Genomic DNA, 20,483 nt, shown 5'->3' on the forward strand with positions numbered 1-20,483 from the left:
TTATTCGAACGTTTTCACCTAGACTGGGCTCCAACGACAAACACTTTGTTCCGAGGAGCTCAGCATGGGCCTTTTGATCGACGGCCGCTGGCACGACCAGTGGTATGAAAACGGCAAGGACGGCGCCTTCAAACGTGAAAACGCCCAACGCCGCAACGCGCTACCCGCTCCTGAAGCCGGCCGCTACCATCTGTATGTCTCGCTGGCCTGTCCATGGGCCCATCGCACCCTGATCGTACGCGCCCTCAAAGGGCTCGAACCCCTGATCGACGTGTCGGTGGTGAGCTGGCTGATGGGCGAAAACGGCTGGACTTTCGACGTCCAGAACGGCTCCACCGGCGATCACCTGGACGCACTGAGCTACCTGCACCAGCGCTATACCCAAGACGATCCGCATTACACCGGGCGCGTCACCGTGCCTGTGCTGTGGGACAAACAGCAAAAGCGCATCGTCAACAACGAGTCGTCCGAGATCATTCGGATCTTCAACACGGCGTTCAACGAACTGACCGGCAACCTGCTGGACCTGTATCCCGAGCCGCTGCGCCCGACCATCGACGCACTCAATGCCCGTATCTACCCTACGGTGAACAATGGTGTTTACCGCGCAGGCTTCGCCACCACACAAGAAGCCTATGAGGCTGCGTTCGACGATGTGTTCAATGAACTGGACGCCCTGGAAGACCTGCTAAGCCGCCAGCGCTACCTGGCCGGTGAGTACCTGACCGAAGCCGATGTGCGCTTGTTCACCACGCTCATACGTTTCGATGCGGTGTACCACGGCCACTTCAAGTGCAACCTGCGTCGTCTGGCCGACTATCCGAACCTGTCCAACTGGCTGCGTGAACTGTACCAATGGCCCGGCGTTGCGCAGACGGTGAACATGGAGCACATCCAGAAGCACTATTACATGAGTCACAAGACCATCAACCCGACAGGCATCGTGCCAAAGGGGCCGCTGCAGGACTTCAACCTGCCACACGATCGGCAACGCTTGGTGGGTAAAGGCATCTGGAAAGACTGAAATAACGGGGGCCGCTAAGCGGCCCCGGTTACTCAATCTTGCTGCGACCCTTCGAACCAGGCCAGCTTCTCACGCAATTTCACCACCTCCCCCACGATCACCAGGGTCGGCGCATGCACTTCGTGCCGGGCCACAAGCTCTGGCAGATCTGCCAGGGTGCCGGTGAACACCCGCTGATTTCGCGTAGTCCCCTGCTGCACCAGCGCCGCAGGCGTGCTGGCCGCACGGCCATGGCGAATCAGTTCGGCGCAAATGGTCGGCAACCCCACCAACCCCATGTAGAACACCAGCGTCTGGGCAGGCGCGACCAAGTCATTCCAAGGCAGGTTGCTGGTGCCGTCCTTGAGATGGCCAGTGACGAAGCGCACCGATTGCGCATAGTCACGATGGGTCAACGGAATACCGCCGTAGGCAGAGCAACCACTGGCCGCGGTAATGCCCGGTACTACCTGGAACGGGATACCCTGTTCGGCCAGCTCCTCGATCTCCTCGCCACCGCGGCCAAAGATGAACGGATCACCGCCCTTGAGCCGCAGTACACGCTTGCCCTGGCGGGCCAGATCGACCAGCAGGCGGTTGATCTGGTCCTGCGGCACGGCATGGTCGGAGCGGCGCTTGCCCACGTAGATACGCTCGGCATCACGCCGGCACATCTCGATGATCGCCGGGGCCACCAGACGGTCGTACAACACCACATCGGCTTGCTGCATCAGGCGCAAGGCACGGAAGGTCAGCAAGTCTGGATCGCCAGGACCGGCCCCCACCAGATACACCTCACCACCCTGCTGCACCGGCGCGCCCTCGACCATGGCCTGCAGCAGGCGCTCGGCCTCGGCGCCCTGCCCGGCCAACTGGCGCTCGGCGATGGGGCCTTGGAACACCGTCTCCCAGAAGCCCCGACGCTGATTGACATCCGGATACAAGCCCTTGACCTTGTCACGGAACCGCGCAGCCAGGCCAGCGAGTTCGCCATAGGCCGACGGAATCCAGGCCTCGAGCTTGGCGCGGATCAACCGCGCCAGCACCGGGGCATCGCCGCCACTGGAAACCGCCACCACCAGGGGTGAGCGGTCGACGATCGCCGGGAAGATCACCGTGCACAGCGCCGGGGCATCCACCACGTTGACCGGCAGGCTGCGTGCCTGGGCATCGGCCGAGACCTGGGCATTGAGCCCAGTGTCATCGGTCGCGGCAATAACCAGACGGCAGCCGTCCAGATCGCTCATGCGATAGCCACGCACCTGCACCTCGCCGCCACCTTCATGGGCCAGCGCGGCCAACTGGCTGTCGACCTCGGGCGCGACCACCCGCAGCACGGCGCCGGCATCGGCCAGCAGGCGCGCTTTGCGCAAAGCGATTTCGCCACCGCCGACGACCAGTACGCGGCCGCCTTGCAGCTTGTGGAACAGGGGCAGGAAATCCATTTAGCGGATGACCTCGACACCACCCATGTATGGCTTGAGCACCTCGGGCACGCGGATCGAGCCATCGGCCTGCTGGTAGTTCTCCAGAACAGCCACCAGGGTGCGGCCGACCGCCAGGCCAGAGCCGTTGAGGGTGTGCACCAGCTCAGGCTTGCCGGTTTCCGGGTTACGCCAGCGCGCCTGCATGCGTCGGGCCTGGAAGTCACCGCAGTTGGAGCACGAGCTGATTTCGCGGTACTTGTCCTGGCTAGGCACCCACACTTCCAGGTCGTAGGTCTTCACCGCACCGAAGCCCATGTCGCCGGTGCACAGCGCCAGCACGCGATAGGGCAGTTCCAGCAGCTGGAGCACGCGCTCGGCATTGGCGGTCAGGCCTTCCAGCGCTTCCATGGACTTGGACGGCTCGACGATCTGCACCATCTCGACCTTGTCGAACTGGTGCTGACGGATCATGCCGCGGGTGTCGCGGCCGGAGGCGCCCGCTTCACTGCGGAAGCAAGGCGTGTGGGCAACCAACTTGAGCGGCAATTGCTTGGCATCAAGAATCTGGTCGGCCACCAGGTTGGTCAGCGACACTTCGGCGGTAGGAATCAGGTAGAAGTCGGCTTCGCCATCGCGGCTGATCTTGAACAGATCTTCCTCGAACTTCGGCAACTGACCGGTACCCTGCAGGGCCGGGGCTTGCACCATGTACGGGGTGTAGTGTTCCTCGTAGCCGTGTTCACCGGTGTGCAGGTTGATCATGAACTGCGCCAGGGCGCGGTGCAGACGGGCGATCGGGCCACGCAGCACGGCGAAGCGGGCACCGGACAGCTTGGCTGCGGCTTCGAAGTCCAGGCCTTTGCTGATTTCGCCCAAGGCCACATGGTCCTTGATTTCGAAATCGAAGGCACGCGGCGTGCCCCAGCGGCGCACTTCGACGTTGTCTTCTTCGCTCGCGCCGACCGGTACGCTGGCATCCGGCAGGTTGGGGATGGTCAGAAGAATGCCGTCCAGCTCAGCCTGGATACCATCGAGTTCAGCCTTGCCAGCGGCCAGCTCGTTGGCCATGCGCTCGACATCGGCCATCAGCGGCGCAATGTCCTCGCCCTTGGCCTTGGCCTGGCCAATGGACTTGGAGCGGGCATTGCGCTCAGCCTGCAGTTGCTCGGTACGGGTCTGCACCGCCTTGCGGCGCTCTTCCAGTGATTCGATGCGCGCGACATCCAGGCTGAAGCCACGGGAGGCCAGGCGATCCGCCACTTCCTGAAGTTGGCCGCGTAACAGTTTGGCATCGAGCATATCGTTCTCTCGTTATGTTTAGGTTGGTTCAGAATCGAGTCAGGGACAGGCCGGCCCAGGTTGCGAGCAAGCCCCCCATCACGCTAATACCGGTATAGCCCAAGGCGAGCGGTACCTGCCCGCTTTCCATCAGGCGCACGGTATCGAGCGAGAAAGAGGAAAAAGTTGTAAGGCCGCCGAGGAAGCCGACAATCAGCCCGGCGCGCAGCTCGACCGGCGCCAGCGGCTTGTGCAGGAACAGGCCGTAAAGCAGGCCGATCAGCAGGCAACCTACCAGGTTGACCGCCAGCGTACCGAGATAGAAGTGCCGTGGCCAGTGGGCCGATACCCAGTTCGAGGTGGCGAAGCGCAGCAGTGTGCCAGCGATGCCACCCGCACTGACGGCGGCGATGAGTGCGATCATGGTTTTCTCCGCTGCCGTGGGCTGTTGCGATCCAGGTCAGCCAGATGGCGAAGCTTTTCGCCGATTTTCAGTTCCAGGCCGCGGGGCACCGGCTGGTAATACTGGCGGGGTTCAAGCTGCTCGGGGAAGTAATCTTCACCAGCGGCGTAAGCATCCGGCTCGTCATGGGCATAGCGGTACTCTTCGCCATACCCCAGTTGTTTCATCAGCTTGGTCGGCGCGTTGCGCAGGTGCAGCGGCACCTCCAGCGAGCCATGCTCGGCGGCCTCACGCAACGCCGTCTTGAAGCCCATGTAGACGGCGTTGCTCTTTGGCGCGCAGGCAATGTAGGTGATGGCCTGCGCCACCGCCAGCTCACCCTCGGGACTACCCAGGCGTTCCTGGACATCCCAGGCCGCCAGGCACAGGCTCAGCGCACGAGGGTCGGCGTTGCCGATGTCCTCACTGGCCATGCGCACCACCCGGCGTGCGATGTACAGCGGGTCGCAGCCGCCGTCGAGCATGCGCGCGAACCAGTACAGGGCCGCGTCGGGATTGGAACCACGCACCGATTTGTGCAGCGCCGAAATCTGGTCGTAGAACGCCTCGCCGCCCTTGTCGAAACGGCGACGGCTGTCGCCGAGCAGGCTTTGCAGCAGGTCGACACCGATCTCTCCACCGTCCTCTGCCAGGTCCGAGGCGTTTTCGAGGAAATTGAGCATGCGTCGGCCATCGCCATCGGCGGCCGCCATCAGCATCTTGAAGGCATCGTCGCCTACCCGCAGGTTGCGCTTGCCCAGGCCGCGCTCTTCACTCAACGCGCGGTCAACCAGCTTGCGCAACGCCGGCTCGTCAAGGCTCTTGAGCACATACACCCGCGCCCGCGACAGCAAGGCGTTGTTCAATTCGAAGGACGGGTTCTCAGTGGTAGCGCCGATGAAAATCAGCGTGCCATCTTCCACATATGGCAGGAAGGCGTCCTGTTGGGACTTGTTGAAGCGATGCACCTCGTCGACGAACAGGATGGTGCGCCGACCGTACTGCCCCGCCTGCTGCTTGGCCACCTCAACCGCCTGACGGATCTCCTTGACCCCGGCCAGCACCGCGGAAACCGTTTCGAAATGAGCATCGCAGAACTGCGCCAGTAACCGCGCCAGGGTGGTCTTGCCCACCCCGGGCGGTCCCCAGAAAATCATCGAGTGCAACGCACCCTGCTCCAGCGCCTCGCGCAGCGGCTTGCCGCGCGCCAGCAGGTGCTCCTGGCCGACGTACTCGTCCAGGTTCGCCGGACGCAGGCGGGCCGCCAGGGGCTGGGCGACGGGTTCGCTTCGAAACAGGTCCATGGCGGGCTCTGGTTACTCCTTGATGACGTCCGCGCCTTTCGGGACGTCGAACTTGAACTTGCTGTCCGGCACCGCCTGGTTGGCCTTCACCCCGTTGAACAGGATATTGGTGCGCTGGCCGACACTGTCGATCAGTTGCATGTCGTTGACCAAACCCTTGCGGAAAGAAATACGCAGGGAATCGAACAGGGTGTCCTTGGTCTTGGGCTTCAAGGTGAAGTCCATGACTTCGCCCTGCTCCTTGGAGGTGATGTCGAAACTCTGGCTGATCTTCGACACATCACCGGACAGCAGCAACGCCGGGGTCTGGTTCAGGCGCACGTCGAGCTTCTTGATGGTCGCCTGCTCAAGGTCAGGGTCCCACAGGGTGACGTTCTTGCCGTCGGAAACCACCACCTGCTCCTGGGGTGCGTCGGTGTGCCAGTAGAACAGGCCGGGACGTTTTACCGTCATCTTGCCGCTGGTTTCCTGCAGGCTCGTGCCACTGGCATCCAGGGTCAGCTGAGAGAAGTTGGCCTCGATGGTCTGGGACTTCTCCAGCAATTGGGTCAGACGCTGTACATCCTGCTCACCAGCGTAAGCCGACAGGGAGCCCAGGGTAAGGGCAGAAACCAACAGCATGCGAATCGCGCGCATGGGAATCCTCATTGAGCATTGAATAGGCCGGATGCCACCGTTGGCACCCGGCAAGGTGTGATCAATCGCGTGGGCCGCCCGGGGCAATCACTTCGCGGGAACCGTTGCTGTTCATCGGGGTGACGACACCGGCCATTTCCATCGCTTCGATCATACGCGCGGCACGGTTGTAACCGATCTTCAGCTTGCGCTGCACCGCCGAAATGGAGGCGCGCCGGCTCTCGAGCACGAACTGCACGGCCTCATCATACAAGGCATCGCTTTCCGAATCGTCACCGTCGCCGCCACCGCCGCCGCCTTCGAAGCCGCTGCCGGCTTCTTCGACGCCGTTGAGGATGTCGTCGTTGTAGTCCGGCGCCCCTCGGAGCTTCCAGGCCTCTACCACCCGATGCACTTCATCGTCGGAGACGAACGCACCGTGCACGCGGATCGGCAGGCTAGTGCCCGGAGGCATGTAGAGCATGTCGCCGTGGCCCAGCAATTGTTCGGCGCCACCCTGGTCGATGATCGTCCGCGAGTCGATCTTGCTCGATACCTGGAACGCCATGCGGGTCGGAATGTTGGCCTTGATCAAGCCGGTGATCACATCCACCGACGGGCGCTGGGTCGCGAGGATCAGGTGAATGCCCGCGGCACGTGCCTTCTGGGCAATACGGGCGATCAGCTCTTCGACCTTCTTGCCGACGATCATCATCATGTCGGCAAATTCGTCGACGATCACCACGATGGTTGGCAGGGTCTTCAGCGCTGGTGGCTCGTCGTCCATGCTCTCGCGACGGTACAGCGGGTCATGGATGATTTCGCCGGCTTCCTGGGCGTCCTTGATCTTGCGGTTGAAGCCCGCCAGGTTACGCACGCCCATGGCCGCCATCAGCTTGTAGCGCCGCTCCATCTCGGCCACGCTCCAGCGCAGGGCGTTGGCGGCGTCCTTCATGTCGGTGACCACCGGGCACAGCAGGTGCGGGATGCCTTCGTAGATCGACAGCTCAAGCATCTTCGGGTCGATCATGATCAACCGCGCGTCTTCGGGGCTGGACTTGAACAGAATCGACAGGATCATCGCGTTCACACCGACCGACTTACCGGAGCCGGTGGTACCGGCCACCAGCAGGTGTGGCATCTTGGCCAGGTCGGTGATCACTGGCTTGCCGCCGATGTCGTGACCCAGGGCCAGGGTGACCGGCGACTTCTGCTCATCGTACTGCGGCGTGGCGAGAACCTCGGAGAACCGCACCATCTGCCGGTTTTCGTTGGGGATCTCGATACCCACGGTAGTCTTGCCAGGAATGACTTCGACCACCCGCACGCTGGTTACCGCCAGGGAACGCGCCAGGTCCTTTGCCAGGTTGGCGATACGGCTGACCTTGACCCCGGCCGCAGGTTGAATTTCGTAACGGGTAATGACCGGGCCCGGGTGGATCGAGTCCACCGAGACTTCCACGCCGAATTCCTTGAGCTTGATTTCCAGCAGTTGGCCGACACCGGCCAGGGACTCTGGCGAATACTCGATCTTCTTCTGCTCGGCCGGGTCGAGAATGGAAATCGACGGCAAGGTGCCTTCCACGGCGCTGTCGACGAACAACGGCGCTTGTTTTTCCTTCATCACCCGCTTGCTCGGCTCTGCTGGCTTGGCCGGCGTTGGCGCAATGATCACCGGTGCCGTTGGCTGCTCGCGCGACACTGCGGGCTCACGCGCCAGCACGGGCCGAATCGGGGTCTCGTCGCGTTCGACGCTGCGCTCGCGCGGTTGCGGTTGTGGTTGTGGTTGTGGTTGCTGCGGTTTGGCCGGCTCGCGCTTCTCGGCGGCCATCGGCGCCACATCGAAGACTGGCTCGTCGACCTCACGCAGTTGCGCCACCAGGCGCTTGCGCTCGTTGCGGGCTTCCCACCAGCGATTGGCTGCGCCCTGCACCAGCTCGAACAGGTCAAGGGTGATCTTACCGGTCATGTCCATCACCTTGAACCACGACAGGTCGGTGAACACGGTCAGGCCGAACAGGAACAAGGCAATGAACATCAGCGTGCTGCCCTGCACATTCAACAGATTGCGCGCCAGGTCGCCGAGGCTTTCGCCCAAGGCCCCACCCGCGGAAAACGGCAGGCTCTCGGGCGGATGGAAATGGATATGCGCCAGCGCCGCACCGGACAGCACCAGGAACACCAAACCGATCAGGCGCCAGGAGAACAGCCAGCCGCTCCACTGCCAGGGCTGGTGGCGCTCACGGAAGATCTGCCAGGTCTTGATCGCCAGCAGCAGCGGGAAGATATAGGCGAAATAACCCAGCACCATGAACAGGATGTCGGCGAAGTAGGCACCGGCGCGCCCAGCGGCATTCTGCACCTGCTCGACGTTGCTGGTGTGGCTGAAGCCCGGGTCCGAGGTGTCGTAGGTCAGCAGGGCCATCCACAGGTACAGGCACAGGGCGCCGACAGCGATCAACGCACCTTCCTTGAGGCGGTAGTGCAGCTGCTGCCGCCACTGGGGCACTGGCAAAGGGGCTGGAGTTGCGGTGGATTTCTTCAAAACGCGTCTATTCCTGCGCGTGGTGCGCGTCCAATAGTGATCGGCCGGTCACTGGCCAATGAACCACTACTTTTAACATTACTGCCCGCCTGCCGCCATGGCGGCACGCCGTATGGCCGGCTTAGCGGGCGACTTTCGTATAGGTGCAATTTGAGCACGCATTTTCTTTCGTGACAAAGGCTTATGCTGTGTTTTTGCACAGGTGTGACAGCAAATGTGGTGGATGGTGCCGATGGGAACATGAATGTGTAGGAAATTACCGGCAGCCCAGCCAGACAGCGCTGGCATTGACCCCATACGCCTGGCGCGCCATGCTGCCCTCTCCCCTCCCCCACCGCACGATAGACCATGCTGACCTGGCTGACCCGCGACTCGCTCACCTTCCCTCCCCTGGAAAAGGCCCTGCATGACCCCAATGGCCTGCTGGCCGCCGGTGGCGACCTGAGCCCCGAGCGCCTGGTCCAGGCTTACCGACATGGCTGCTTCCCGTGGTACCAGGATGGCCAGCCGATCCTGTGGTGGTCGCCCGACCCCCGCACGGTGCTGTTTCCAGACGAGCTGCACATCTCCAGGTCCCTGGCCAAGCTGATGCGCCAAGGCCGCTACCAGGTGAGTTTCGACACCGACTTTCCTGCCGTCATCGCCGCCTGCGCGGCACCTCGGGATTATGCCGACGGCACCTGGATCACCGACACCATGCGCGCCGCCTACTGCGAACTGCACCGGCGCGGCATCGCGCACTCGGTGGAAGTGCGCCAGAACGGCGAGCTGGTGGGTGGCTTGTACGGCCTGGCCATGGGTCGACTGTTTTTCGGGGAGTCGATGTTCAGCCGTGCCGACAACGCCTCCAAGGTCGGTTTCGTGACGCTGGTCAACCACCTGCGCCAGGCCGGATTCGTGCTGATCGACTGCCAGATGCCCACCGACCACCTGCATAGCCTTGGCGCCCGCGCCATCAGCCGCGCCGAGTTCGCAAGCTACCTCAACCGCCACCTCGACCAGCCCAACAGCGCCACCTGGGTTCCCTAGGCGAGTTCTGCCAGCTGGCTTACACTTAAAGCAAAGTCTCACCGAGGGGGTTGATCATGACAGAGCTGGCGCGGTTGAAGTTTTATGCCACTCAACCCCACTCCTGCAGCTACTTGCCGGACGAGCAGGCGACAACGCTGTTCCTCGATCCCAGCCAGCCGATGGACGTGCATGTCTATGCCGACCTGTCGGAAATGGGGTTTCGTCGCAGCGGCGACCACCTCTATCGCCCCCATTGCCAGAACTGCAATGCCTGCGTGCCAGCGCGCATCCCTGCCGCCCGCTTCCTCCCCAATCGCCAGCAGCGGCGCATCCTGAAGCGCAACGCAGACTTGACCGTGACCGCGGCGCGCCCGGCGTTCAAGGAAGAGTATTTCGACCTGTACCGACGCTACATCGAAACCCGACACGCCGATGGCGACATGTACCCACCGAGCCGTGACCAGTTCTCCACCTTCCTGGTACGCGACCTGCCTTTTTGCTGGTTCTACGAATTCCGCCTGGGCGAACGCTTGCTGGCTGTGGCGGTATGCGACCTGCTACCCAACGGTCTGTCAGCCGTTTACACCTTCTACGAACCTGAGGAAGAGCGCCGCAGCCTTGGCCGATACGCCATCCTCTGGCAGATCACCGAAGCGCTTCGCCAGAACCTTGAAGCGGTTTACCTGGGGTATTGGATAAAGAACTGCAAGAAGATGAACTACAAGACCCAATATCGCCCTATCGAGCTGCTGATCAATCAGCGCTGGGTCACCCTCAACTGAAAGCATTGGCTTGACACACAGTTATCGGGCATAATCCACGCCACTTTTTTGCCCGGTGCAGTCATTGCGTCGGGCCAACACTGGATACCGAGGGCTTTACTGCATGTCGAAAGAAGACAGCTTCGAAATGGAAGGTACTGTCGTCGACACCCTGCCCAACACCATGTTCCGCGTGGAGTTGGAAAACGGGCACGTCGTAACCGCGCACATCTCCGGAAAGATGCGCAAGAACTACATTCGCATTCTGACTGGTGACAAGGTCCGCGTCGAACTGACGCCATACGACCTGAGCAAGGGCCGCATCACTTACCGTGCGCGCTAAGCTCAAGCCATGAAAAAGCCCGGCCATGTGCCGGGCTTTTTTGTACCTGCCAGTTTGGCAAGGGCCGCTGCGCGACCCCGCTTTCACGCCACCTCTGCCGTGGTCTCGAAGTCGAACACCAGTTCGCCATCGCGCAGGTCGATGTGCACGACACCGCCATGCTCGGCCAGCTCGCCAAACAAGATCTCCTCGGCCAGCGGCCGCTTGATCTTGTCCTGGATAAGCCGCGCCATCGGCCGCGCACCCATCTGCACATCGTAGCCGGTGGTAGCCAGCCAGCCGCGAGCGGCATCGCTGACTTCCAGCAGCACACGCTTGTCCTCCAGTTGCGCCTGCAGTTCGATGAGGAACTTGTCGACGATGCTCTTGATCGTCTCGTGGCTCAGGCGGCCGAACTGGATGATGGTGTCCAGGCGGTTGCGGAACTCCGGTGTGAAGCTCTTGCGAATGACTTCCATCGCGTCGGATGAGTGATCCTGGTGCGTGAAACCGATCGAGGCCCGCGCAGCGGTTTCTGCACCGGCGTTGGTGGTCATGATCAGAATCACGTTGCGGAAATCGGCCTTGCGCCCGTTGTTGTCGGTCAGCGTGCCGTGGTCCATCACCTGCAGCAGCAGGTTGAAGACTTCCGGGTGGGCCTTCTCGATTTCATCGAGCAGCAACACGCAATGCGGCTGCTTGGTAATCGCCTCGGTCAGCAACCCCCCCTGGTCGAACCCGACATAGCCAGGTGGCGCACCGATCAGGCGCGACACGGTGTGGCGCTCCATGTACTCGGACATATCGAAGCGTACCAGCTCGACACCCAGCGCCTTGGCCAATTGCCGCGCCACTTCGGTCTTGCCGACACCGGTCGGACCTGCGAACAGGAACGAGCCGACTGGCTTGTCCGGCGCCTTGAGGCCCGCCCGCGACAGCTTGATGGCCGTGGAGAGCGAGTCGATCGCCGCATCCTGGCCGAAAACGGTCAGCTTCAGGTCACGCTCGAGGTTGCGTAGCAGTTCCTTGTCGGAGCTGGTGACGTGTTTGGGCGGAATACGCGCGATTTTGGCGACGATGTCCTCGACCTGCGGCACATCGATGCGCTTGACCCGGTTGGCTTCCGGCTGCAGACGCTGATAGGCGCCGGCCTCGTCGATCACGTCGATGGCCTTGTCCGGCATGTGCCGGTCATTGATGTAGCGCGAGGCCAATTCGGCGGCGGCGCGCAGCGCTTCGTCGCTGTACTCGATGTTGTGGTGGCTTTCGAAGCGCCCTTTCAGGCCACGCAGAATGCCCACGGTATCTTCGACCGATGGCTCGGAGACATCGACTTTCTGGAAGCGCCGCGCCAAGGCACGGTCTTTCTCGAAGATGCCACGGAATTCCTGGAAGGTGGTCGAGCCTATGCAGCGGATGTCACCCGAAGACAACAGCGGCTTGAGCAGGTTGGATGCATCCATCACCCCACCCGAAGCCGCACCGGCACCGATGATGGTGTGAATTTCGTCGATGAACAGAATGGCCTGGGGACGCTTGCGCAGTTCGCCGAGCAACGCCTTGAAGCGTTTTTCGAAGTCGCCGCGGTATTTGGTCCCGGCCAGCAGCGCACCGAGGTCTAGCGAATACACCACGCTTTGCGCCAGCAGGTCGGGCACCTGGCCGTCGACGATGCGCTTGGCCAGGCCTTCGGCGATGGCGGTCTTGCCGACACCCGCCTCACCCACCAGCAACGGGTTGTTCTTGCGACGGCGAGCGAGGATCTGCGCAACGCGCTCGACTTCCTGCTCACGCCCTACCAGCGGATCGATGCGTCCGGCCCGGGCGAGTTCGTTCAGATTGCTGGCATAGGCATCCAGCGGGTTGCCCGAGGCCGACGTTTCGCCGCCCTCTTCGTCCTGCATTTCCTGGTCGTTCTCGGTGTGCGAACCATGGCCCGGCACCTTGGAGATGCCGTGGGCGATGTAATTGACCACATCGATCCGGGCCACGCTCTGCTGTTTGAGCAGAAAGACTGCCTGGCTTTCCTGTTCGCTGAAAATCGCCACCAACACGTTGGCACCGGTCACTTCGCGCTTGCCCGAGCTTTGCACATGGAACACGGCGCGCTGCAAAACGCGCTGGAAGCCCAAGGTCGGCTGAGTTTCGCGATCTTCGTCATTGACCGGAATCAGGGGTGTCGTGGAGTCGATGAACTCTTGCAGGTCGTGCTTGAGTTTGTCGAGATTCGCGCCACAGGCGCGCAGAACGGTCGCGGCAGCCTCATTGTCAAGGAGTGCTAGCAGCAGGTGTTCGACGGTCATGAACTCATGACGCTTCGAACGAGCCTCCTTGAAGGCCAGATTGAGGGTGACTTCGAGCTCGCGGTTTAACATAGCTTCACCTCATACCCAAGTGGTCGGCGATTAACCGTCCTTCTCGATTTCACAGAGTAGCGGATGCTGGCTTTCCCTGGCGTATTGGTTGACCTGCATGGCCTTTGTCTCGGCGATGTCACGGGTAAACAATCCGCACACTGCCCGCCCTTCGGTATGGACGGTCAGCATGATCTTGGTCGCCAGCTCGCGGTTCAGATTGAAGAACGTTTCGAGCACTTCGACGACGAAATCCATCGGTGTGTAGTCATCGTTGAACAAAACCACCTTGTACATCGGTGGCGCCTGCAGGATCGGCTTGGCTTCCTGAACCGCAAGACCTGAGCCGTCGTCCTCATTCGATTGCGGGCGATCCTGATTGAATGTTAGTCGAATCTCACTAGGTGCATGCATGGAAAGAATTTCATCATGATCGACAAGTTAAGGTTGTGGGTTGACCGCACAGGCCGCCAACAGCGCACGCGCCGGCTGACCTTGACTATCGGCAAAACGGTGTTACAACCAATAAGAACCCACCGTGGTCGATAAAGATCCGCGCAGTCAACCAGATTTTTCGCACGGTTCGTATGCGGATGAAGTGGATGATACTCCAGTGATGGAGTCCTTTGCAGAGGGACATAGGGATGGCAAGCGGTAAAGTCAAGTGGTTCAACAATGCCAAGGGCTATGGATTCATCAATGAGGAGGGCAAAGACGAAGATCTGTTCGCCCACTATTCGGCGATCCAGATGGACGGCTACAAGACGCTCAAGGCCGGACAGGCCGTGACGTTCGAGATCATCCAGGGCCCCAAAGGCTTGCACGCGACCAACATCAGCAGCGCTGGCGCCACCCCCTCACCCGGCATACAGACCACGACCGACGATACCGTGAATGCCTGACGCACCCTACTCTGCCGGTAGACGAACAAGCCGGCCGCTTCTTTGAACGGAAGCGGCCGGTTTTCATTTAACCATCCCCCTGCAGGAGCCGGCCCGGTGATGGTGCCGGCAGCCCAGCCCCCCAGGGCACAGCATTACATGTGCTTGATCATTTCATCACCGAAACCTGAGCTGCTCACCAGCGTCGCCCCCTCCATCAGGCGCTCGAAGTCATAGGTCACGGTCTTGGCCGCAATGGCGCCATTGGTGCCCTTGATGATCAGGTCGGCCGCCTCGGTCCAGCCCATATGGCGCAGCATCATTTCGGCCGAAAGGATCACGGACCCTGGGTTGACTTTGTCCTGCCCGGCATATTTCGGCGCAGTGCCATGGGTAGCTTCGAACATGGCCACGGTATCCGACAGATTGGCCCCCGGCGCGATACCGATACCGCCCACCTCGGCCGCCAGGGCGTCGGAGAGGTAATCGCCATTGAGGTTAAGCGTGGCGATCACGTCGTACTCGGCCGGGCGCAACAGGATCTGTTGCAGCATGGCATCGGCGATGGCGTCCTTGACGATCACTTCGCGGCCGGTCTTGGGGTTCTTGAACTTCATCCATGGGCCGCCGTCCAGCAGCTCGGCGCCGAACTCGTCCCGTGCCACTTCGTAGCCCCAGTCCTTGAAGGCCCCTTCGGTGAACTTCATGATGTTGCCCTTGTGTACCAGAGTCAGCGACTCACGGTCGTTATCCACCACATACTGCAAGGCCTTGCGCACCAGACGCTTGGTACCTTCCCTGGAGACCGGCTTCACGCCGATGCCGCAATCCTGGTCGAAGCGGATCTTGGTGACGCCCATTTCCTCCTTGAGGAACTTGATCACCTTGTTGGCTTCCGGCGAGCCAGCCTTCCATTCGATACCGGCATAAATGTCCTCGGAGTTCTCACGGAAGATCACCATGTCGACATCGCCAGGCTTCTTGACCGGGCTGGGCACGCCCTGGAACCACAACACCGGGCGCAGGCATACATAGAGGTCAAGCTGCTGGCGCAAGGCCACGTTAAGCGAGCGGATGCCGCCACCGACCGGGGTGGTCAGCGGCCCCTTGATCGACACCACGTAATCGCGCACCGCATCCAGGGTTTCCTGGGGGAGCCAAGTGTCCTGATCGTAGACCTGGGTCGCCTTTTCGCCGGCGTAGACTTCCATCCAGGCAATCTTGCGCTTGCCGCCATAGGCCTTCTGCACGGCGGCATCGACCACCTTGATCATCACCGGCGAGACATCCACGCCGATACCGTCGCCCTCGATGTAAGGAATGATGGGGTTGTCGGGAACGTTAAGCGAATGGTCGGCATTGACGGTGATCTTGGCGCCGTCGGTCGGAACCTTGATTTTCTGGTATCCCATGCTTGCACTACTCCGCTGTCGGGTGTGATTGGACATCATGCGATCCACTGAGCCTAAACCACATCCGCTGACCTGCAAGGCGTTGCGCGTGCGTCGACGAGACAGGGCACGTCGCCGGGCAGCCCGTTTCCCGCAAGAAATCCGCCGCACCGCACGGCCTTGCAGGCCCCGTACGAGCCTGCGGCAACACGCCACATTGCCCCTACGTCTTTGGTCTTATAAATGCGCAGATATCACTTCGCCTTGCTGAATAGCCCGCATGGTTTGGTATACTGCGGCGCGACCGTAGGGTCATCGGGGCGAACCCTTGGAAAAATGCGGCTCGCCCTTGGCCATCGACGGCCACTAAGCCTGGGTTGTTACCGCAGCTCAGCACTTGACGCTCGACTGATGCATCCACCATCACCGCTCGCAGCCTCTCGACTATCCGCTCATGGCGTTGCCAGGGCGATGCGCCTACCCTGCGCACCTCGAGACTCGAGTACGCTCAGCACATAGAGAGTTAACCCGCATGCCCACCCGTTCCAAGATCATCTACACCTTCACCGACGAAGCTCCCGCCCTCGCCACCTATTCCCTGCTGCCGATCATCGAAGCGTTCACCGCATCGGCCGATATCGCCGTCGAAACCCGCGACATCTCCCTGGCCGGCCGTATCCTCGCAGCCTTCCCGGAGCAATTGGGCGCCGAGAAGCAGGTAGGCGATCACCTGGCGGAACTGGGCCAGCTGGCCACCACCCCCGAAGCCAACATCATCAAGCTGCCGAACATCAGCGCCTCGGTACCGCAGCTCAAGGCCGCGATCAAGGAGCTGCAAGGCAAGGGCTTCAACATCCCTGACTACGCCGACGAGCCGGCCACCGAAGCCGAGAAAGAATCCCGCGCCCGCTACGACCGCATCAAGGGTAGCGCCGTGAACCCGGTTCTGCGCGAAGGCAACTCCGACCGCCGCGCCCCGCTGTCGGTCAAGAACTACGCACGCAAGCATCCGCACAAGATGGGCGCCTGGGCCGCTGACTCCAAGTCGCATGTTGCCCATATGACCCAGGGCGACTTCTACGGCAGCGAGAAAGCCGCACTGATCGAAGCTGACGACAGCCTGCGCATCGAGCTGGTCGGCAAAGACGGCACCACCACCGTCCTGAAAGAAAAGACCGCGGTCAAGGCCGCCGAGGTCATCGACTGCGCCACCATGAGCCGCAAGGCCCTGAAAGCCTTCATCGCCGAACAGATCGCCGATGCCAAGGCCTCCGGCGTACTGCTGTCGGTGCACCTGAAAGCCACCATGATGAAGGTCTCCGACCCGATCATGTTCGGCGTGATCGTCGAAGAGTTCTACAACGACGTGCTGACCAAGCACGCCACCGCATTGGCCGAAGTCGGCTTCAACGCCAACAACGGCATCGGTGACCTGTACGCCCGCATCAAGGACCTGCCCGCCGAGAAGCAAGCCGAGATCGAAGCCGACATCCAGGCCCTGTACGCCGTGCGCCCAGCCCTGGCGATGGTCAACTCCGACAAAGGCATCACCAACCTGCACGTTCCGAGCGACGTCATCGTCGACGCTTCGATGCCGGCCATGATCCGCGACTCGGGCAAGATGTGGAACACCGCTGGCGAACTGCAAGACGCCAAGGCCGTGATCCCGGACCGTTGCTACGCTGGCATCTACCAGGCCGTGATCGAGGACTGCAAGGCCAACGGTGCCTTCGACCCGACCACCATGGGCAGCGTACCGAACGTCGGCCTGATGGCCCAGAAAGCCGAAGAATACGGTTCCCACGACAAGACCTTCCAGATCAAGGCCGACGGCGTCGTGCGCGTGGTCGATGGCAAGGGCAACGTCGTTCTGGAACAGAACGTCGAAGCTGGCGACATCTTCCGCATGTGCCAGACCAAGGACGCGCCGATCCAGGACTGGGTCAAGCTGGCCGTCAACCGCGCCCGCCTGAGCAACACCCCGGCGGTGTTCTGGCTGGACCCGGCTCGCGCCCATGACGGCGTGATGATCGAGAAGGTGCAACAGTACCTGAAGGACCACGACACCTCCGGCCTGGACATCCGCGTCCTGGCTCCGGTCGACGCCATCAAGTTCTCCCTGGCCCGCATCCGCGAAGGCAAGGACACCATCTCGGTAACCGGTAACGTACTGCGCGACTACCTGACCGACCTGTTCCCGATCATGGAACTGGGCACCAGTGCCAAGATGCTGTCGATCGTGCCGCTGATGAACGGCGGCGGCCTGTTCGAAACCGGCGCCGGTGGTTCGGCTCCGAAACACGTGCAGCAACTGGTCGAAGAGAACTTCCTGCGCTGGGACTCGCTGGGTGAGTTCCTGGCCCTGGCCGCTTCCCTGGAGCACCTGGGCAACACCTACGACAACCCGCGCGCCAAAGTCCTGGCCAACACCCTGGACCAAGCTACCGGCAAGTTCCTGGACACCAACAAGTCGCCATCGCGCAAAGTCGGCGGTATCGACAACCGCGGCAGCCACTTCTACCTGACCCTGTACTGGGCCCAGGCCCTGGCCGCTCAGACCGACGACGCTGCGCTGCAGGCGCGCTTCGCCCCGCTGGCCAAGACCCTGACCGAGAACGAAGCGACCATCGTCGCCGAGCTCAACGCCGTTCAGGGCAAGCCGGCCGACATCGGTGGCTACTACGCCCCGGATGCCGAGCTGACCGCCAAGGTGATGCGTCCAAGCCAGACCCTGAACAGTGCCATTGCCGCCCTGTAAGGCTCGCTTGAAGTAACCACACAAACCCCGGCCACGCACCGGGGTTTGTGCTTTTCGGGTACACACCCAGAATCCGCAGGCGCCAGATTGCCGGCGAGGGCAGCGCAGCGGCCCCAACGATCGAAGGACCCCACCATGACCTGGCAACCCCACATCACCGTCGCCACCATCGTCGAGCACGAAGGCAAGTTCCTCCTCGTCGAAGAATTCAAAGCCGGCCAGCACGTCTTCAACCAGCCTGCTGGCCACCTCGAACCCAATGAGACCCTACCCCAGGCCGCCCTGCGCGAAACCCTCGAGGAAACCGCCTGGGAAGTCGAGCTGACCGGCGTGGTCGGCATCTACCTCTACACCGCCCCGAGCAACGGCGTAACCTACCAGCGCATCTGCTTCGCCGCCCGCCCCGTGCGCCACCACGCCGACCTGGCGCTGGACAGCGATATCGTCCGCGCCGTCTGGCTCACCCGCGAAGAATTGCTGGCCGACTCCACGCGCTGGCGCAGCGAGTTGGTACCACGCTGCATCGACGACTACCTGGCCGGACCACTGCACAGCCTCGACCTGCTGCGTGACTGACGTACGTGCGCGGGTTTGATAGAATCGGCGCTTTTCCCCCTGAAACACATCGGTAGCCATGACCAGCCCAGCACTCAAAGACCCCGCCAAGACCCGCGTCATCGTCGGCATGTCCGGCGGCGTGGACTCTTCCGTCTCCGCCCTTCTGCTCATGGAGCAGGGGTATCAGGTGGAAGGTCTGTTCATGAAGAACTGGGAAGAAGACGACGGCACCGAATACTGCACTGCCCGCGAAGACCTGGCCGACGCCCAGGCGGTGTGCGACCGTATCGGCATCAAGCTGCATACCGCCAACTTCGCCGCCGAATACTGGGACAACGTGTTCGAGCATTTCCTCGAGGAGTACAAGGCCGGCCGTACGCCGAACCCGGACATCCTCTGCAACCGCGAAATCAAGTTCAAGGCGTTCCTCGACTACGCCCTTTCCCTGGGGGCCGACCTGATCGCCACCGGCCACTACGTGCGCCGCCGCGATACCGGCGACCTCACCGAATTGCTCAAGGGCCTGGACCCGAACAAGGATCAGAGCTACTTCCTGCACGCGGTCGGCGGCAAGGAAATTGCCCGCACCCTGTTCCCGGTCGGCGAACTGGAGAAGCCCGAAGTCCGTGCCATCGCCGAGAAACACGGCTTGGCCACCGCCAAGAAAAAGGACTCCACCGGGATCTGCTTCATTGGCGAACGCCGCTTCAGCGACTTCCTCAAGCAGTACCTGCCCGCTCAGCCTGGCGATATCGAGACCACCGAAGGCGAGGTGATCGGCCGCCATCACGGCTTGATGTACCACACCATCGGCCAGCGCCAGGGCTTGGGAATCGGCGGCTTGAAAGATGCCGGCGACGAGCCGTGGTACGTGCTGCACAAGGACCTGGCTCGCAACGTGCTGGTGGTGGGCCAGGGCAACGAACATCCGTGGCTGTTCTCCCGCGCCCTGCTCGCCTCGGAAATCTTCTGGGTCAACCCGATCGACCTGAGCAGCCCGCGTAAACTCACCGCCAAGGTCCGTTACCGCCAGAGCGACCAGCAATGCACCCTGGAGCGCACCGAGACCGGCTACCGCGCAGTGTTCGACGAGCCGCAACGGGCTGTCACTCCAGGCCAGTCGGTGGTGTTCTATGACGGCGAGGTCTGCCTCGGCGGCGGTGTGATCGAAACCGCCGAGCCGTGGAGCCCGCGCGCATGAGCAACCTGCAGGAGCAACTGGTCGCCCTGGGCGGCGTGTTCCAGGCCGCGGTGCTGGTCGACCGCATCGCCCGCACCGGGCAGGCCAGCGAGGCCAACATTGGCTGCATGATCGGTAGCTTGCTGGTCCGCGACCCGAAGGACACCCTGGAAGTGTTCGGCGGCGACGACCTCAACCTGCGCGATGGCTATCGCGCCCTGGTCGGCGCCCTGGAGCGCGACCCCAGCAGCCTGCAGCGCGAGCCCCTGCGCTATGCCCTGTCGATGCTGGGCCTGGAGCGCCAGCTGAACAAGCGCGGCGACCTGCTCGACACCATCGGCAACCGCTTGCCCCAGATCCAGTCGCAGGCCGAGCATTTTGGCCTGGTCCACGAAAACGTCATCGCTTCCAGCGGCGCGTTGTACCAGGACACTCTGAGCACCCTGCGCCAGCGCATCCAGGTGCATGGCGACATGCGCTTCCTGCAGCAGGCCAGCAATGCCTCGAAAATCCGCGCCCTGCTGCTGGCTGGCATCCGCGCCGCGCGCCTGTGGCGCCAGCTGGGCGGGCACCGCTGGCAATTGGTGTTCAGCCGGCGCAAGTTGCTGAACGAACTGTACGACATGATGCGCAACCCTTCCTGAGGGGGGGGT

General features: G+C 62.1%; 18 protein-coding genes. 9 read left to right on the plus strand and 9 right to left on the minus strand.

All coding sequences use genetic code 11. The features are described from left to right. The first annotated feature begins 64 nt into the window (after window positions 1–64). Window positions 65–1,024, plus strand: coding sequence for a glutathione S-transferase family protein (locus tag P3R38_RS15165; protein WP_023381085.1), 960 nt, complete (start codon window positions 65–67; stop codon window positions 1,022–1,024). 32 nt (window positions 1,025–1,056) lie between these two features. On the opposite strand, the gene cysG is transcribed toward P3R38_RS15165, so the two are convergent. The 6 genes from cysG to P3R38_RS15195 form a co-directional block, all read right to left on the minus strand. Next, window positions 1,057–2,448, minus strand: a complete 1,392-nt coding sequence (cysG, locus tag P3R38_RS15170) for a siroheme synthase CysG (RefSeq protein WP_277686356.1) — start codon at window positions 2,446–2,448, stop codon at window positions 1,057–1,059. Further along, a complete protein-coding gene (gene serS / locus P3R38_RS15175; protein WP_023381087.1) occupies window positions 2,449–3,729 on the minus strand; it encodes a serine--tRNA ligase in 1,281 nt (426 codons plus the stop codon). A 28-nt stretch (window positions 3,730–3,757) separates the two neighbouring features. Beyond that, a complete protein-coding gene (crcB, locus tag P3R38_RS15180) occupies window positions 3,758–4,132 on the minus strand; it encodes a fluoride efflux transporter CrcB (protein ID WP_023381088.1) in 375 nt (124 codons plus the stop codon). Next, window positions 4,129–5,454, minus strand: a complete 1,326-nt coding sequence (locus P3R38_RS15185; protein ID WP_023381089.1) for a replication-associated recombination protein A — start codon at window positions 5,452–5,454, stop codon at window positions 4,129–4,131. Before P3R38_RS15185 ends, crcB begins: the two co-directional genes overlap by 4 nt. 12 nt (window positions 5,455–5,466) lie before the next feature. Continuing rightward, window positions 5,467–6,090, minus strand: coding sequence for an outer membrane lipoprotein chaperone LolA (lolA, locus tag P3R38_RS15190; protein WP_023381090.1), 624 nt, complete (start codon window positions 6,088–6,090; stop codon window positions 5,467–5,469). 61 nt (window positions 6,091–6,151) lie between these two features. Further along, on the minus strand, window positions 6,152–8,614 hold the full coding sequence (locus P3R38_RS15195) for a DNA translocase FtsK (RefSeq protein ID WP_277686357.1): 2,463 nt from the start codon (window positions 8,612–8,614) through the stop codon (window positions 6,152–6,154). Between the two features lie 348 nt (window positions 8,615–8,962). Here P3R38_RS15195 and aat point away from each other — a divergent pair, with 348 nt between their 5' ends. The 3 genes from aat (at window position 8,963) to infA (ending at window position 10,729) form a co-directional block, all read left to right on the plus strand. Further along, window positions 8,963–9,643 (plus strand): leucyl/phenylalanyl-tRNA--protein transferase, encoded by a 681-nt coding sequence (gene aat, locus P3R38_RS15200; protein WP_023381092.1) that lies wholly within the window; start codon window positions 8,963–8,965, stop codon window positions 9,641–9,643. Window positions 9,644–9,699: 56 nt separating this feature from the next. After that, window positions 9,700–10,407: an arginyltransferase gene (locus P3R38_RS15205; protein WP_023381093.1), complete on the plus strand. Its 708-nt coding sequence runs from the start codon at window positions 9,700–9,702 to the stop codon at window positions 10,405–10,407. Between the two features lie 103 nt (window positions 10,408–10,510). Then, the gene (infA, locus tag P3R38_RS15210; RefSeq protein ID WP_002553999.1) at window positions 10,511–10,729 is read left to right on the plus strand and encodes a translation initiation factor IF-1; all 219 of its coding nucleotides are present in this window, start codon (window positions 10,511–10,513) and stop codon (window positions 10,727–10,729) included. 83 nt (window positions 10,730–10,812) lie between these two features. On the opposite strand, the gene clpA is transcribed toward infA, so the two are convergent. Next, a complete protein-coding gene (gene clpA / locus P3R38_RS15215; protein WP_023381094.1) occupies window positions 10,813–13,083 on the minus strand; it encodes an ATP-dependent Clp protease ATP-binding subunit ClpA in 2,271 nt (756 codons plus the stop codon). 30 nt (window positions 13,084–13,113) lie between these two features. Then, on the minus strand, window positions 13,114–13,476 hold the full coding sequence (clpS, locus tag P3R38_RS15220) for an ATP-dependent Clp protease adapter ClpS (RefSeq protein ID WP_013973290.1): 363 nt from the start codon (window positions 13,474–13,476) through the stop codon (window positions 13,114–13,116). Between the two features lie 230 nt (window positions 13,477–13,706). Between clpS and cspD the strand changes: the two genes are divergently transcribed. Next, window positions 13,707–13,964 (plus strand): cold shock domain-containing protein CspD, encoded by a 258-nt coding sequence (gene cspD / locus P3R38_RS15225; RefSeq protein ID WP_023381095.1) that lies wholly within the window; start codon window positions 13,707–13,709, stop codon window positions 13,962–13,964. A gap of 134 nt (window positions 13,965–14,098) precedes the next feature. Here the strand turns inward: cspD and icd are convergent, their stop codons facing one another. Next, window positions 14,099–15,355, minus strand: a complete 1,257-nt coding sequence (icd, locus tag P3R38_RS15230) for an NADP-dependent isocitrate dehydrogenase (RefSeq protein ID WP_023381096.1) — start codon at window positions 15,353–15,355, stop codon at window positions 14,099–14,101. Window positions 15,356–15,866: 511 nt separating this feature from the next. On the opposite strand from icd, the gene P3R38_RS15235 reads away from it, so the two are divergent. From P3R38_RS15235 to hflD, 4 genes are all read left to right on the plus strand, one after another. Further along, a complete protein-coding gene (locus tag P3R38_RS15235; RefSeq protein WP_023381097.1) occupies window positions 15,867–18,092 on the plus strand; it encodes an NADP-dependent isocitrate dehydrogenase in 2,226 nt (741 codons plus the stop codon). Between the two features lie 135 nt (window positions 18,093–18,227). Continuing rightward, window positions 18,228–18,668 carry an NUDIX hydrolase gene (locus P3R38_RS15240; protein WP_023381098.1) on the plus strand — a complete coding sequence of 147 codons (441 nt, stop codon included), beginning with the start codon at window positions 18,228–18,230 and terminating at the stop codon, window positions 18,666–18,668. Window positions 18,669–18,726: 58 nt separating this feature from the next. Continuing rightward, entirely contained in the window at window positions 18,727–19,851 is a 1,125-nt protein-coding gene (mnmA, locus tag P3R38_RS15245; protein WP_027907077.1) for a tRNA 2-thiouridine(34) synthase MnmA, read from the plus strand. Next, the gene (hflD, locus tag P3R38_RS15250; protein ID WP_023381100.1) at window positions 19,848–20,474 is read left to right on the plus strand and encodes a high frequency lysogenization protein HflD; all 627 of its coding nucleotides are present in this window, start codon (window positions 19,848–19,850) and stop codon (window positions 20,472–20,474) included. Before mnmA ends, hflD begins: the two co-directional genes overlap by 4 nt. The last annotated feature ends 9 nt before the right edge of the window (window positions 20,475–20,483 follow it).

It is taken from the genome of Pseudomonas sp. NyZ480, from assembly GCF_029537255.1.
Classification (GTDB): Bacteria; Pseudomonadota; Gammaproteobacteria; order Pseudomonadales; family Pseudomonadaceae; genus Aquipseudomonas; species Aquipseudomonas taiwanensis.

What these genes read in the sequence shown, in the direction of transcription:
- icd (WP_023381096.1), bottom strand. Translation starts at nt 15,355, where the DNA reads ATGGGATACCAGAAAATCAAGGTTCCGACCGACGGCGCCAAGATCACC.
- mnmA (WP_027907077.1), top strand. Translation starts at nt 18,727, where the DNA reads ATGACCAGCCCAGCACTCAAAGACCCCGCCAAGACCCGCGTCATCGTC.
- aat (WP_023381092.1), top strand. Translation starts at nt 8,963, where the DNA reads ATGCTGACCTGGCTGACCCGCGACTCGCTCACCTTCCCTCCCCTGGAA.
- crcB (WP_023381088.1), bottom strand. Translation starts at nt 4,132, where the DNA reads ATGATCGCACTCATCGCCGCCGTCAGTGCGGGTGGCATCGCTGGCACA.
- clpS (WP_013973290.1), bottom strand. Translation starts at nt 13,476, where the DNA reads ATGCATGCACCTAGTGAGATTCGACTAACATTCAATCAGGATCGCCCG.
- cspD (WP_023381095.1), top strand. Translation starts at nt 13,707, where the DNA reads ATGGCAAGCGGTAAAGTCAAGTGGTTCAACAATGCCAAGGGCTATGGA.
- P3R38_RS15235 (WP_023381097.1), top strand. Translation starts at nt 15,867, where the DNA reads ATGCCCACCCGTTCCAAGATCATCTACACCTTCACCGACGAAGCTCCC.
- P3R38_RS15205 (WP_023381093.1), top strand. Translation starts at nt 9,700, where the DNA reads ATGACAGAGCTGGCGCGGTTGAAGTTTTATGCCACTCAACCCCACTCC.
- P3R38_RS15165 (WP_023381085.1), top strand. Translation starts at nt 65, where the DNA reads ATGGGCCTTTTGATCGACGGCCGCTGGCACGACCAGTGGTATGAAAAC.
- infA (WP_002553999.1), top strand. Translation starts at nt 10,511, where the DNA reads ATGTCGAAAGAAGACAGCTTCGAAATGGAAGGTACTGTCGTCGACACC.
- cysG (WP_277686356.1), bottom strand. Translation starts at nt 2,448, where the DNA reads ATGGATTTCCTGCCCCTGTTCCACAAGCTGCAAGGCGGCCGCGTACTG.
- P3R38_RS15185 (WP_023381089.1), bottom strand. Translation starts at nt 5,454, where the DNA reads ATGGACCTGTTTCGAAGCGAACCCGTCGCCCAGCCCCTGGCGGCCCGC.
- P3R38_RS15240 (WP_023381098.1), top strand. Translation starts at nt 18,228, where the DNA reads ATGACCTGGCAACCCCACATCACCGTCGCCACCATCGTCGAGCACGAA.
- clpA (WP_023381094.1), bottom strand. Translation starts at nt 13,083, where the DNA reads ATGTTAAACCGCGAGCTCGAAGTCACCCTCAATCTGGCCTTCAAGGAG.
- lolA (WP_023381090.1), bottom strand. Translation starts at nt 6,090, where the DNA reads ATGCGCGCGATTCGCATGCTGTTGGTTTCTGCCCTTACCCTGGGCTCC.
- hflD (WP_023381100.1), top strand. Translation starts at nt 19,848, where the DNA reads ATGAGCAACCTGCAGGAGCAACTGGTCGCCCTGGGCGGCGTGTTCCAG.
- serS (WP_023381087.1), bottom strand. Translation starts at nt 3,729, where the DNA reads ATGCTCGATGCCAAACTGTTACGCGGCCAACTTCAGGAAGTGGCGGAT.